Origin of the sequence: Paenibacillus sp. FSL R7-0026 (assembly GCF_038004485.1) — a bacterium.
GTDB lineage: Bacteria > Bacillota > Bacilli > Paenibacillales > Paenibacillaceae > Paenibacillus > Paenibacillus xylanexedens_A.
On sequence record NZ_JBBORG010000001.1, the window covers coordinates 3,978,272 to 3,991,448 of the forward strand.

The window sequence follows — 13,177 nt, forward strand, 5'->3', positions numbered from 1 at the left end:
ATGAAACCCTTCGTTTCATTAGACGTAAAATGTGAAATCGCTTATTGGGCACCCGGGCCAAATTGATGAACCACGTAAGGTGTAATTGTAGCAAAACCTTCTGCAAACGGGATGAGACTGCGTTGTCCGAGCAAGGAATCACGGGCTCTTACACGTTCAATATACCCTTGATTCAATGGTGTCGAGACCGCTCCGTCTCCCAGTTCGAATTGGGAACGATAAGAAAGTAATGATGCTTCTTTTTTCTCATAGTGTTCCGTAATATCAACAATCAAATCCGTAGGACCGATGTCATTAATAAAGTAAAAATAAAGTTCCTTCACCTGCACGGCAGGCATATCCGGCATGTAGTTGCGAAGCTTGGCGTTAAATACAGCCTCCTGCACAAGCTTACTGCAATTGACATGATCCGGATGACGATCTTCCCAATACGGAGCAAACACCATCCGAGGGGCATGACGCCGTATCTCAGCCGTCACCGCCTGTACATGTTCAGGCGTAAGATATAAGCCACGATCTGGAAGACCCAGATTCGTTCGACACGAAAGACCGAGGACGCGGGAGGCTTGCTCCGCTTCCTCGGTTCTGCGCTCTACTGTTCCGTTGGAAGACATCTCAGCACGAGTCAGATCACACACGCCTACTTTCAAGCCGGCAGCGGTATGTTTGGCAATCGTTCCACCCATACCAATCTCCGCATCGTCTGCATGTGCTCCAAAAATGAGAATATCCAGACTCATTCGGAATCACCCGAATTCAATCCAGCCTCCGGCTTGTACTTATGTACCAGCTCTCTCCAGGCAAAATCGCCACGATCCAGAGCCTTAACCAGAATCTCAGCGGTTGCGATATTGGTGGCAAGTGGAATTCCCTGCACATCACAAAGACGCAGCAACGCATTAATATCTGGCTCGTGAGGTTGTGCCATCAATGGATCGCGCAAGAAAATAATCAGATCCATCTCATTTTGCGCAACCAAAGCTCCAATCTGCTGATCTCCGCCCAATGGGCCTGATTCGAATCGATGAATCTTCAGGGACGTTCCTTCCATAATACGAAGGCCTGTTGTTCCTGTAGAATATAATTGATGGTCCGTAAAAACAGGCTCATATGCCGTCACGAAGTTAACCATCTCTTCTTTTTTACGATCATGGGCGATAAATGCTATTTTCAACATGACAATCTCCTTTAGTCGATAAAGTGGTCAAATCCGTAGATCATTCCTGTATACTCCATAACCTTTTGCACACCAATCTTAACACCAGGCATATAACCTGCGCGCTCGTAGGAGTCATGCCGAATTTTGAGTGACTGTCCATAGTCTCCGAAAACAACTTCCTGCTGCGCGAATACGCCAGGCAATCGTACACTGTGAATTCGGAAGCCATTGTAATACCCGCCTCGTGATCCTTCAATCGTTTCTTCCTCATTTGGATTACCTTGACGAAGTTCTTCACGATTGGCAGCAATCAGTTCCGCTGTTTTGATCGCAGTTCCGGAAGGAGCATCCAGCTTCTGATCTCCGTGATATTCGATAATCTCCACATTTGGCATATGTTTGGCAGCCTGTGCTGCGAATCGCATCATCAAAATGGCACCAATCGAGAAGTTAGGGGCAATAAGCCCTCCAATTCCTTTGTCCTGGCACTGCTTGTCCAACTGTTCGATCTGCTCCGGCGTGAAGCCGGTAACACCCATGACAGGTCTGACTCCATGACGGATCGCGATCTCGGTATGTGTAAAAGCATATTGAGGCACTGTAAAATCAACCATAACTTGAGGTTTTGTTTCGGCAAAAGCCATTTCGATATCATCAGTCACCAGCACCCCACACTCTGGCAAACCAACAAGGGTTCCTGCATCCGTGCCTGCTCCGGAGCGGTTGACAGCCGCTGCAAGCTCCAATTCCGGGTCCTGAAGTACCAATTTCACAACTTCACGGCCCATACGGCCAGCCGCTCCGATCACGGCAACTCTGATTACTTCACTCATATTGACTGCATCTCCTCGCTATGTTGGATCATATCGTTGAATCCATTTCTACTCAAAAGAAATCTTTGCAAAATGAATTCTTATTGAATGGATTTCATACGTTGCTTGATTTCCTGTAACATCTGATGCAGTTGCCCATTCTGCGGGTCCAGCAAAATTGCCTCACGCAGCGCCTGAATTGCATAGTCAAATTCATTCAAATCACTGTAAGCCAGCGCAAGCATAACATGAGCTTCCACTGAGAGCGGATCAAGTTTGACCGCTTCTTGCAGAAGCGTAGACGCTTCCACATAGCGCTCCTGTGTTGCAATACCCGCCTGCTCCAACAGCAACTTCGCTCTGGAGGTCAATTCTTTTGCTTCCAACGTCTGCAGATGCAAAATATACTCTTCTGTTCCTGGCGACAATTCAACCGACTTGCGCGCATATTCAAGTGCCGGAACCAGATGTTTGCTGCGGGCGTGTGTAATGGAACAGCGATAATATAACTCCGCATGTTTTGGATGAGCATGAATGGCTGATTCGAACCAACGAATGGCCTGCTCAAAATCATTTTGCAATATACAGCGATAAGCCTGCTGCATATATTCTTCCGGTTTCATCATCAAGCTGCCCCTCCCCGATCGGGTGATGGTACAGCATATGTAATCTATGCCTAATCGGTGTTTTTGGGAGTCCACCGATTGGCATCGCGGGTGTTAAATTTATGCATGACTTTATCGTGCGCCTCAGCCAGATCAATTCCCAGTGAGTTCGCAAAACAAATCGTGATAAATAAAATATCTCCAAGCTCAAGTTCAATGGAATTGGCTGCTTCGGAAGATTTCTTCGGCTTCTCGCCAAATTCATGATTCACTTCCCTGGCAAGCTCCCCAACCTCTTCAGACATCCGGGCCAACATGGCCAGAGGACTGAAATACCCCTCCTTGAACTGGGAGATATACTGATCAACCTCACGCTGCATTTCTGCGATGCTTTTCTCCATGAGAACGGATTCTCCTTTGAAATGATGTCGTATTTGTTCCTAATAATATCAGTTATTTAGATTCACTTCCACCATCATCAGCGACAAATCATTTTTAAAGAATCAATAAACAGGTATACTAGATGGGAATGATTGCTTCTTCATTCTAATTTGTCTACAGCGAGGGATCTTATGAGCACTGCCAAAACCTGGATACAAGTTAAACTGGTTCTTCCCATCGTACTGGGTACAGCCTTATATGCCTTTGGGCTCCTCTATTTCATTATCCCCAACCAGCTTATGGAAGGTGGCCTCACCGGGGTTACGGTGCTGATCAATTACGCCTTTGGCATCTCACCTTCACTTACAACCTTGATTCTGAATGTTCCCCTCTTTCTGATTGGGCTCAAAATTTTGGGCGGCAGACAGATGATCTATACGGGTATCGGAATCGGGGCACTGACCGTTTTTCTATGGTTGTTTGAGAAGTTGATTCATCTGGGCTGGATTGAACCATTACATACCGAGAATGACCTCCTGCTCGCAGCCCTATATGCAGGTGTCACCCTTGGAGCCGGCCTTGGCATTGTATTCCGTTGGGGCGGAACGACGGGCGGTTCAGACATCATTGCCCGTATTCTCAACCGCAAGTATGGATGGAGTATGGGCCGAGTATTACTGGGCATCGACTTTGTCATTATCGGGCTCTCTCTCATCTACATCCCCAAAGAAAAAATTCTGTATACGCTTGTAGCTGTATTCATCGCCTCCAAAGTCATCGATTTTATTCAGGAAGGTGCATATTCTGCCCGGGCATTTATGATCATTAGTGACCATGCACCCGAGATTGCGGACCAGATCACACGGGATATGGATCGTGGCGTCACCCTCATTCCAGCCATTGGCGCGTACTCTAAACAGGCCAAACACATGGCCTACTGCGTAATCTCCAGGCAAGAGTTCAGGCGATTGCAGACCATTGTACGTTCCATTGACCCAAGAGCTTTTGTCATCATCAGCGATGTTCACGATGTACATGGCGAAGGTTTCAAAGAAAGCTGATATAACACAGAAACTACAAAAAAACCTCTTTTACATGAAGAGCCGTTAGCGTGGCTACTCATGCGGAAAGAGGTCTTTTTTTATATACCACTTATAGACCAAGATCAAGTTCATGTTCTATTAACGCCGAAAAGGAAAAATCCCCTGCTGCTGCGCACGATATTTACGATATCCGGCGTAACTTAACGTCGCCACAATGACCGAACTAATGAGCAGCCCGGCTGCCCTGCGATCGGGACCCTGTACAAACGGTACAAAGGCACTCTCGTCCTTCTCGCGACCAAACAACTGGTTAACCAGTTCCTCCCCATGGCCAACCATGCTCTTTAATTGAGCCAGATCAGGTTGCTTGGCAGTGGTAAGCCCTTTGGTATGAGATAACCAGGCGTCCATCTGAGCAATTTCATACGGTTCACGGCGAATCAGTGCGGCAGGACGAATCGTCTCATAATGCTCCTCCAGAACGGTGTAGCGGTTTGCCAGTACGGCCGCAGTTTGCCCTTGATTTGTAGCAGCGGATAAAGCGTCCAGATCGTTTTTCACGATTTTATAATACTGAAGCCATAAAGGCTTGGTTGGATTCGCGAGACTATCTGCTGCAAGTCTGAGCTTGGCTGAGGACTGCTGAAGAGAAGCATCGTCATTTTTCACCTTCACAACGGCTTGTTTCACTTCAACTATGGTTTCGGACAAGGCGTGAATGCCCTCGACTGTTGTTTGTCCCTCAAAGGAGATATGCTCCAGACTTTTACTGATACGCAGAATGCTTCCGCGCACTTCTTCAATATTATTCTCGAGCGCCTGACGATACAATATGGCTGCTTCCTCATTCAGTTGTGCAATTGAATTGCTTGTGGACACTTGCTGATCTGAATTCGAATTCAATGCTTCACTTTGCGCGGATACACGATATGCTAAGTTCGTCCAAAGCATTAGAGCCATGAACGATACCACCAGTAAGCCAGTTTTGATCCCAAACGTTCTCTTCATGGACATCCCTCCCACCACCAATGTATGGCGGGGGACAGTTCATTAGAACAAGCTCAAGATCGGATATCAGGTTCGTTTCGCCTGTCTTAAGGCCAGCCACGCGCACAGAATGCTTACCAGTGTCAGTCCGAATGTGAAATTACGCACACCATCTACATGATCATAGAGGGAAGCGGGTAACCAAGGGTAAATATCATATGTATAATCCATCGTATCGTTCAACAGTGTCCAGAGACCTGCAACGACAAGGGAAGCCCAGCGGAAGCCGAAAAAGCGTACATAAATTAGAGCTTCAATGGCCATCGCACTATGCGAAGCAATCAACATCCAGTCTTGCCAGTGCTGTGTACCACCTTGCATCCAGCCAGCGAAAATAATGGATACGGCCCACACGCCATATTTCACAGATGTGACCACGGCAAGCGCCTGAATCACATGTCCGATCCGTTTGATGATGATGGACCGTGGTGGGTACAAGATCCATAACAACGCTAAAGTAAAAAACAAACTCGCTGTTGGGCTATCTGGCACAAATACGATCTGCCACACCGGCTGCTCAGCCAGCGTCAATTTCATTTGCTCTCCGTACCAGATGTATCCGTATACCGTTCCTACTGCATTACACCAAAATAATAACCACAGGAAATAACGATTGGTTAAAAATTCCCTACTCCAGAAATACGATAAAGCCACATTCCCTGCCCCTTCCTTCATCATAAATTGTGCACGATACAGTGCTGTCCAAAAAACATTTCAAAAAACCTGACCGCATAAACGATCAGGTTTCATTGGTTATTTCGATTTTACTGTTCTGCTTTCTGTTTCGCAAGCCATTCGGTCAGATGAGTGATCTCTTCATCCGTGACACCTTGAGCGATGGCGTTATTGTACTGAGGAGGCATCTCGTTATAACCATCTTTAATGATGGTCAGAATCTCTTCTTGGCTGTGCTTGTCACCCACACCCCGAAGTGAAGGTCCACTTGCGCCCTTCATATCAGCAGCATGGCAGCCAATACATCCGGCCTTTTTGTACGTTTCCATTGCAGGATCATCCTGTTCCACGATCGCAACCTCTTCTTGCTGTCCAGGTGCATTGGAAACGGGTGGGAGCCCCTGTTCACGCCTCTCCAGCGCTTCTTCTTCACGTTGAATATGTTCAGGTTTCTGTCCACTTGCTTCCAACTCATGCTCGTAGTGCGTCCATGCTACATTCGTCAGGTAGAATACAGAAATGACCGACAAAATCATCAGTGATGAAGCAATTGGGCGTTTATAGAAACGCCGCTCCTTGCCTGTGTCCAGGAATGGTGCCAGCAGCAAAGCTCCAAAAGCGACTCCGCTGACCCCCAGTACCCCGAGCAGAACGTAATCGCCCGATGCGTATGGATACTTCAAGTACTGATACAGAAAAAGGAAGTACCAGTCCGGCATAGGAATTACGGATGCGCTCGGATTGGCCGGATAGCCTAAAGGTGCAGGTTCTGAGATCGTGAGAACCAGAATCCCCACCAATACAACGACACCAACCATCCATTCTTTCAGCAGGAAGTTGGGGATAAAGGCTTCTGATTTGCCGGGATACGCCGTGTAATCAGGAGGGGTAATGAAACCCGCCCCTTTACGGACCCGTGAATCACCGACAAAGATAACCTTTTCCTCATCATCCTTCTTATGTCCGTGAGCCATTGCGATTCCTCCCTTCTCAGTTTATAGTGGTCCCGAAATGCCCTGTCTGCGGATCATGATAAAGTGTCCGACCAGAAGCACCAGAAGCACAGCGGGGAGGAAGAATACGTGCAGGGCAAAGAATCGGGTTAGTGTCTGTGCACCAACAATCGTACCGCCTTGCAGGAATTCTTTAATAATCGGTCCCAGCCAAGGAACCGTATTGGCAATCTCCAGTGTTACTTTTGTTGCAAAATAGGCTTTGTTATCCCATGGCAACAAGTACCCTGTCAGCCCCAGGCCCAACATGACGAAAAAGATCAGCATGCCGACAACCCAGTTCATTTCACGCGGTGCCTTGTAAGAGCCTGTAAAGAACACACGCATCGTATGTAAGAACATCATTACGATAACCAGACTGGCTCCCCAGTGGTGCATGCCGCGAACAATTTGGCCGAAGGCTACTTTGGTCTGCAGGTACTCCACACTTGCGTAGGCATTGATAATATCAGGTACATAATACATGGTCAGGAACATGCCTGACAGAATCTGAATAACAGTAATAAAGAACGTCAATCCACCAAAGCAGTACACGAATGCGGAAAAGTGATGAGCCGGATTTACATGCTCTGGAACTTCATGATCCGCAACGTCCCGCCAGATTGGCGTGATGTCAAGACGCTCGTCAATCCAGTCATAGACATTTTTAAACATCTGCGTTCACGCCTCCTAATTCACTCGGGTGTTCGGAACAATGTCGCCCAGATATACCCAACCCTGCTCTTCCTTGACTACATACTCATCCAGCGGTTTGGGGGCTACGGCAAGATTCTTCCCTTCCTTGTCATAGTGCGCGCCATGGCAGGGGCAATGATACTCGTCAGGATACTGCTTGTCACTATTCCAGCCTACTGTACATCCCAGATGTTTACAGATAGGTGAGAGTGCATAAATTTTACCCTGCTCGTCTTTGCGAATCCACGCCACTAACGATGCATTACTCAGATACCAACCATCCTGTTGTTTAAGTTCAAAGGTGAATTCTTGAGGCTCATTCGTAATTTTGCTGATTTCAGCTACTTTGACAGAGGTGCCTTCTCCCTTATGTTGCAAAATCGGGTCCACCGCAAAACGGACCATAGGAAGGATTGCACCGGCGGCCATGTAGGCTGTAGCTCCACCAAGCGTGTACGTCAAAAACTGCCTGCGTGACATCTCCATGCGGCTTGGCAATTTCAATGAAGCTTCGTGGTCATGCTCACTGCTCATACTGTCTCCAACCCCCTTTTTCAGCCAACTCTCTCAAACGTTTTCATTTTCATAAATTCCACGACTTACTAGAACATACATAATCATATAGTAGCCCTAGAACACCGTCAAGAATTTGTCACACATTTTTAAGGTTCAATTGTAAGCGTTATTAAAAAATTGTTGTAAAATTGTCACATTTGTCGCTAAAAACTATTTTTTCCACAACTCTCGTATCTTTTCCCCTATAAATCTCGCAATCCCTTCTTCTCCGACCTCATGAGTTAAGAAGGACCGACTCAAAACCAGATCAGCAGCTGGAATTTCCACGCCATCCAAATGACCATCTGATGACATAATAACCACATATTTGAATCCCGAGGATTTAAGCTGTGCGGACAAGGAATTTAATGTCATTGACAATTCCGAATTAGCATAATGAAAGGCTGGATAAGTCATGATTCTCCCTTTGAAAGGAATTTCGACCAGATCCAGAAAATCTCTCAGCCGCTCCAATGCCTCGGTAGCTTCAACTGGCGACTGCTCACCGCTAAGAGCTGTGTATGGAATAAGGCATGTATCCAGATAGAGTTGCAGTTCAGCCCAGCTGTCTTGAGTCATCTCACTGAATTTCAATTCCCTATATCCCCTCTCTATCCATTTTATTCCCATATTATATATGACTATATCTTATAAATCCAGACATTCATTTCGGAATTACACATATCAAAAAAAAGGAAACACGCATCTGCGCATTCCCTTTTATCTCAGAAAGGATATATTTAGCTAATCAGTTTATGGTCCTCAGTTCATCCGTCAGACTCCGGAAAGCTACTTCGTCTCCGGTAGCTAACGCTTTATCGATTTCCAAATAGAGCTTCTCGCTGCGCTGTTTGCGAAGCGCTTCGTCCCACACCATCTCAGCTGCCAGCCCCAACATGACTTCATACGTAACTTTCATTTTATCCAATAGGATGCACCTCCAAAACGGATTTAAGAGCTCCTATATTCTTTTCCTTTGGTAACATAACCCAGTGAAGTTCTGGACATCCGCTCCAGATCGGCATCAGTCAGCTCACGTATCACTTTGGCAGGTGTCCCCAAAGCAAGAGTATAGGGCGGAATTTTACTATTCTCAGTAACAACAGAACCGGCTCCAATCAGCGTATATTCGCCAATATCGGCTCCATTCAGCAGAATGGCTCCCATGCCGATTAATGATCCTGTTCCAATACAACAACCATGAATGATCGCTGTATGTCCTACTGAGACATCATCTCCCACGATCAAAGGTTGATCAGTATTGACATGCCCGACAACGTTATCTTGAATATTACAGCGCTTTCCAATGATAATAGGAGCCAAATCAGCCCGAAGGACTGCATTGAACCAGACGGAAGACTCTTCTCCCATTCTCAAATCACCGATCAGTTTTGCACCTTCAGCCATATATACCGAAGGGTGTAACTGAGGTTGTAGACCTTTGTATGGAATTATCATTATTATCACTCCTTAATTTGGGAGTGATTTTAGCAACTTGTCCTTCACTTGTCAAACATAATAGGTGTAATGTCTCCTGAGATGGAGCGACAGGATGCAGCAAGACGTGTGCCCCAGGCTGTCATTTGTATAGTCCTGCCTTCCTCATGTTCCCCAATACGGACCATGCCAAGATGCAACATCATTTTAACAATTCTGTTATCATAAATGGCCTCGGCCGTATCATAGTAAAACGGCTGAATGAACGGACCGATCTGACGAAACAGCGACTCGGCGGTTGACCATTCTTGGGCACATTCGCCTGTCCAATACACAATAGAGGACAGATTGGGAATAGCACCTTTATACAATCTTAACCAAAACCTAAATAGCTGTATCATTTCGGCTGTTTTCTCAGCTCCCAGCTTGTCTTCTCCAGCTGGTGATAACTTCAGCGTGCCTTGCTCCTCACGAACCAGCCGATGGTGAAATGCATAGTCGTAGAGAAGTGCGAAACGATCCGGGTAATCCTTGAAGGAACGGCCATATCCGAATCTCCATCCACCTTTGCCCACCAATTCCTCACTAATGTGCAGATGCTCCATAATCTGCTGTTGAGAGCGACGGTACATCATGCCTTCAGCGTTAAGGGCAATTTCGTGCTGCTGGACAAACTGCAGGAACAACTTGAGATCATCCGCTAAGAGATGATACTCATCCCGATACATGGGTGGTTCCGTTGTTTTGGTAATCCCTGCTCGCAGATGTGTGGATAACACATCCCTGAATCTTAATTTCAGATCCTGGGGTACCTGATACAAATACCTGGTCTGCTGCGTTGTCCCATTGAACAACCATCCACTCTTATTGAAGCGAACGATGAGATCACGTGGACTCGCGCCAGCCTCACTCTCCTTTTTGTCCATCGATTGACGGGCTATGGCAATGAGTTCTTCCATACCATAATACTGGCGAGGATCAAACAACAAGTTGTTCAAAAAGCGCTGATCTGCTTGATTCAGTTGACGTACCTGCTGCTCAAAAAAGGGTCTGCTGCCCAATGTAGTGAGAATACTCTGGATGAGTTCATGTTTGGAATTGGGCTTGCATTCACATTGGTAATAGTCTGCTATTCGATTAAGCTGGCCAATATCGGCAAAAGTAAGCATATCCGCTAGATTCATGGGTCCATCGCCTCGCCCGTTAACTACTTCGACTACTGATTCGGAGCCTGAAATAGTTTGGTTTTGTAAACATCGTTGACGGAATTCCCATAATCTAAACCTCTTTTTGGAAATCTTTTATGTTTTAAACCATACTATGCCCCGAGTTGGTCAATCAGAAGAAAAATGAGAGGTTTGAAATCATATACAGTCTTTATTTCCCCATAAAACGCAAAAAAACAACCCAAGTTGGATTACTCAGGTTGTTTCGCTGTGTCCAAAGACAGATGTCGTGTGCAATTATATAACAGCGGACTCCAGTCATCACGTTCCTTTTCCAGGATCGTCAGTGACAGGTTTCCAATCCGTTCTGTATACCGATCTTTAAACAAGGCTGTTAACAGGTTGGCTAAGAAAGCTCCGTGAGTGACAATGAGTACGTTTTGGTCCGGATAGGCAGACCATAGATCTTCCAGAAACGCCAGTGCACGAATCTGGATATCCGCTATCTGCTCCTGTCCCAAGTCCAATGTCTCCCAGGCTTGGCCCCAACGGGCAACCCGTTCTTCTGAAGTCAGACCTTCAATCTGACCAAAAGCCCTTTCTTTCAACCGTGCGTCCGGCTCAAGCAAAGGTACATTCAACAGTTTAGAGATAATCTCCCCTGTTTCCTGTGCCCGCGATAATCCACTTGTGATGATATAGTCCCATTGGTATTCTTCCGTCAGCAGACGTCTTCCCAGGCGCTCTGCCTGTTCACGACCTTCTCCATTCAGAGGAATATCCGTCTGACCCTGTATACGGCCCGCCGCATTCCAGTCTGTAAGACCGTGACGAATAAGCCCGATTCGCACTTACATCCCTCATTTCTCCACACGGCGAACGAAAGGTTATTACCTATGCACTCGCACCTTGTTTGCGTTTATTCGTTGTTCGATGCATACGTCCAAGAGAAAATAACGCCATTCCTATTGCAAGTAAAGAGAGGGCCATCCAATACTGCGGATAAGCAGGTCCCATGCTTACAACAAAAGGTTCTATGATACTTCCTCTGTCCGCTCCAGTCATGTTGTACTGATACACTCCAGAGGACGATGGTCCGCTTCCGGCAACCCCTGTCTCCAGGATACCAGTAGTAACAACTTTGGTTTGCTCAGCTTCTGATACGTCTGGCTTAAACATTGCCATATACAGAAAGCTGCATAAAAAAATAGCCAGGAACGCGGCAATCCACAAAGACATATGCTTGCGGATCACAGCAGAGAAACGATTAACCTTTGCCTCTTCCGGCAGTAGCCATGGAGACTCCGCATAGATCCGGTCCATAACGTTACGGTTCACTCTCTCTGCTTGTTGTTCTGTCACTGGAACCGGAATGCTGTGCAGCAAGATCTGAGCTTCTTCCCAGACCTCAAACTGCTCGGAGCACTCTTCACAACCAGCGAGATGAGCATGAAATGCAATCCGCTGAGGATGAGTTTCCGGCAAGTCCCAGACCAGTGCAAACAGTTCCTGGGCTTCATTGCAATTCATCGGTTCTTCATCCCTTCATATGGCTCGTACACCGGTTCGAAGAAATAAGGTTCCAATTGAGTTTTTACGCTTGATCTTGCTCTGAATAATAGCGATTTCACAGAACTGACGCTCTGCCCAAGAATATTCGCAATCTCTTGGTAGTCTAGTTGATCATACTCGCGGAGTATAATCGCAGAACGCTGCTTCTCCGGTAAATTGTTAATCGCATCCCTAACCAGCATCACCCGCTCGCTGCGTAGTACAGCATACTCCGGTGTATTCTCCGAAGGAGCAACGGGAACAATCCCGCTTTCTTCAAGTGGGACATTTCCGCTGCGCTGTTTGCGAAGCTCACTCAGTACCGTATTTCTCGCAATGGTATATAACCAGGTTGAGAATGAGGCATCCACCTCACGGAAAGAGTGCAGACTGCGGAACGCCTTATAGAAAGTCTCAGAACAGAGATCTTCCGCAAGCAGCTCCATATTGGAACTTTTCAACATATGATATACGAAAGCCAGTATTTTACGCTGATAACGACTCATCAGCTCGGAATATAACTCCAGGTTACCTTCCTTGATCTCTCGAATCAACTGGGAATCCGTCATTTGAGTGCGACCCCTCCTCGCCCATCCATGTGCTTCTCCCCGTTCGACTCTATCCATGTATTACCGAACAGGCACAAAAAAGTTGCGGTTCTCACCGCATATAAAAAGCGTTCAGCGCCATAACTGGCCTTCCCGCCAAATTCCCCTATGTAATGGCAATTTCCCCAACGTTTCTACATTAACAGTATTTATTGTACAACGGTCTGCATCATCCTGGCAAATCCATTGGTATCCACAGAACCCGACCTGTCATTCATATGCGGTCATTTTCACGTTCATGACTTCATTTTGAGCCTTTTTGGTAACCCTTGCTTATATAGACGGACGACATACCAAAAAGGTTACAAAAATGTGATATTTATTTGATCTAAGGTATCCTAACAGATTAAGGAGAGAGATGTAAATAGAGGATATAAGCTTAAGTGTAACTATTAACATATCAATGCCTTTCCCATAACTTTTCAAGACAAAAAAAAGACCGCTTACATA

18 protein-coding genes are annotated in these 13,177 nt (G+C 46.3%); 1 reads left to right on the forward strand and 17 read right to left on the reverse strand.

The window, feature by feature from the left end:
• Nucleotides 1–41 precede the first annotated feature (41 nt).
• From bshB1 to MKY44_RS17480, 5 genes are all read right to left on the reverse strand, one after another.
• Nucleotides 42–740, reverse strand: a complete 699-nt coding sequence (gene bshB1 / locus MKY44_RS17460; protein WP_341008026.1) for a bacillithiol biosynthesis deacetylase BshB1 — start codon at nucleotides 738–740, stop codon at nucleotides 42–44.
• Nucleotides 737–1,177: a methylglyoxal synthase gene (gene mgsA / locus MKY44_RS17465; RefSeq protein WP_017687735.1), complete on the reverse strand. Its 441-nt coding sequence runs from the start codon at nucleotides 1,175–1,177 to the stop codon at nucleotides 737–739. The genes bshB1 and mgsA overlap by 4 nt, the downstream gene beginning before the upstream one ends.
• Before the next feature lie 11 nt (nucleotides 1,178–1,188).
• The gene (gene dapB / locus MKY44_RS17470) at nucleotides 1,189–1,992 is read right to left on the reverse strand and encodes a 4-hydroxy-tetrahydrodipicolinate reductase (RefSeq protein WP_017687734.1); all 804 of its coding nucleotides are present in this window, start codon (nucleotides 1,990–1,992) and stop codon (nucleotides 1,189–1,191) included.
• Between the two features lie 80 nt (nucleotides 1,993–2,072).
• Nucleotides 2,073–2,597: a tetratricopeptide repeat protein gene (locus tag MKY44_RS17475; protein WP_341008027.1), complete on the reverse strand. Its 525-nt coding sequence runs from the start codon at nucleotides 2,595–2,597 to the stop codon at nucleotides 2,073–2,075.
• 50 nt (nucleotides 2,598–2,647) lie between these two features.
• A complete protein-coding gene (locus tag MKY44_RS17480) occupies nucleotides 2,648–2,977 on the reverse strand; it encodes a nucleotide pyrophosphohydrolase (protein ID WP_017687732.1) in 330 nt (109 codons plus the stop codon).
• A 171-nt stretch (nucleotides 2,978–3,148) separates the two neighbouring features.
• Between MKY44_RS17480 and MKY44_RS17485 the strand changes: the two genes are divergently transcribed.
• Complete coding sequence (locus MKY44_RS17485) at nucleotides 3,149–4,018, forward strand: YitT family protein (protein WP_036607636.1); 870 nt, start codon at nucleotides 3,149–3,151, stop codon at nucleotides 4,016–4,018.
• 120 nt (nucleotides 4,019–4,138) lie between these two features.
• On the opposite strand, the gene MKY44_RS17490 is transcribed toward MKY44_RS17485, so the two are convergent.
• The 12 genes from MKY44_RS17490 to MKY44_RS17545 form a co-directional block, all read right to left on the reverse strand.
• A complete protein-coding gene (locus tag MKY44_RS17490) occupies nucleotides 4,139–5,008 on the reverse strand; it encodes a sporulation protein YpjB (protein ID WP_341008028.1) in 870 nt (289 codons plus the stop codon).
• A gap of 66 nt (nucleotides 5,009–5,074) precedes the next feature.
• A complete protein-coding gene (locus MKY44_RS17495) occupies nucleotides 5,075–5,701 on the reverse strand; it encodes a DUF1405 domain-containing protein (protein WP_341008029.1) in 627 nt (208 codons plus the stop codon).
• 110 nt (nucleotides 5,702–5,811) lie between these two features.
• The gene (locus tag MKY44_RS17500) at nucleotides 5,812–6,696 is read right to left on the reverse strand and encodes a menaquinol-cytochrome c reductase cytochrome b/c subunit (RefSeq protein WP_237174715.1); all 885 of its coding nucleotides are present in this window, start codon (nucleotides 6,694–6,696) and stop codon (nucleotides 5,812–5,814) included.
• A 21-nt stretch (nucleotides 6,697–6,717) separates the two neighbouring features.
• A complete protein-coding gene (gene qcrB / locus MKY44_RS17505) occupies nucleotides 6,718–7,389 on the reverse strand; it encodes a menaquinol-cytochrome c reductase cytochrome b subunit (protein WP_017687726.1) in 672 nt (223 codons plus the stop codon).
• 15 nt (nucleotides 7,390–7,404) lie between these two features.
• Nucleotides 7,405–7,944: a QcrA and Rieske domain-containing protein gene (locus tag MKY44_RS17510; RefSeq protein WP_036607648.1), complete on the reverse strand. Its 540-nt coding sequence runs from the start codon at nucleotides 7,942–7,944 to the stop codon at nucleotides 7,405–7,407.
• 192 nt (nucleotides 7,945–8,136) lie between these two features.
• The gene (locus MKY44_RS17515; RefSeq protein WP_341008030.1) at nucleotides 8,137–8,559 is read right to left on the reverse strand and encodes a DUF2487 family protein; all 423 of its coding nucleotides are present in this window, start codon (nucleotides 8,557–8,559) and stop codon (nucleotides 8,137–8,139) included.
• A 154-nt stretch (nucleotides 8,560–8,713) separates the two neighbouring features.
• The gene (locus tag MKY44_RS17520) at nucleotides 8,714–8,893 is read right to left on the reverse strand and encodes an IDEAL domain-containing protein (protein WP_017687723.1); all 180 of its coding nucleotides are present in this window, start codon (nucleotides 8,891–8,893) and stop codon (nucleotides 8,714–8,716) included.
• A 23-nt stretch (nucleotides 8,894–8,916) separates the two neighbouring features.
• Nucleotides 8,917–9,423 carry a gamma carbonic anhydrase family protein gene (locus MKY44_RS17525; protein WP_036607653.1) on the reverse strand — a complete coding sequence of 169 codons (507 nt, stop codon included), beginning with the start codon at nucleotides 9,421–9,423 and terminating at the stop codon, nucleotides 8,917–8,919.
• A gap of 44 nt (nucleotides 9,424–9,467) precedes the next feature.
• Entirely contained in the window at nucleotides 9,468–10,586 is a 1,119-nt protein-coding gene (locus MKY44_RS17530) for a hypothetical protein (protein WP_036607656.1), read from the reverse strand.
• A gap of 233 nt (nucleotides 10,587–10,819) precedes the next feature.
• Nucleotides 10,820–11,419, reverse strand: a complete 600-nt coding sequence (locus tag MKY44_RS17535; protein ID WP_074095634.1) for a histidine phosphatase family protein — start codon at nucleotides 11,417–11,419, stop codon at nucleotides 10,820–10,822.
• Between the two features lie 43 nt (nucleotides 11,420–11,462).
• Complete coding sequence (locus tag MKY44_RS17540) at nucleotides 11,463–12,098, reverse strand: anti-sigma factor family protein (protein WP_341008031.1); 636 nt, start codon at nucleotides 12,096–12,098, stop codon at nucleotides 11,463–11,465.
• Nucleotides 12,095–12,688: an RNA polymerase sigma factor gene (locus MKY44_RS17545; protein ID WP_036607662.1), complete on the reverse strand. Its 594-nt coding sequence runs from the start codon at nucleotides 12,686–12,688 to the stop codon at nucleotides 12,095–12,097. The genes MKY44_RS17540 and MKY44_RS17545 overlap by 4 nt, the downstream gene beginning before the upstream one ends.
• Between the last annotated feature and the right edge of the window lie 489 nt (nucleotides 12,689–13,177).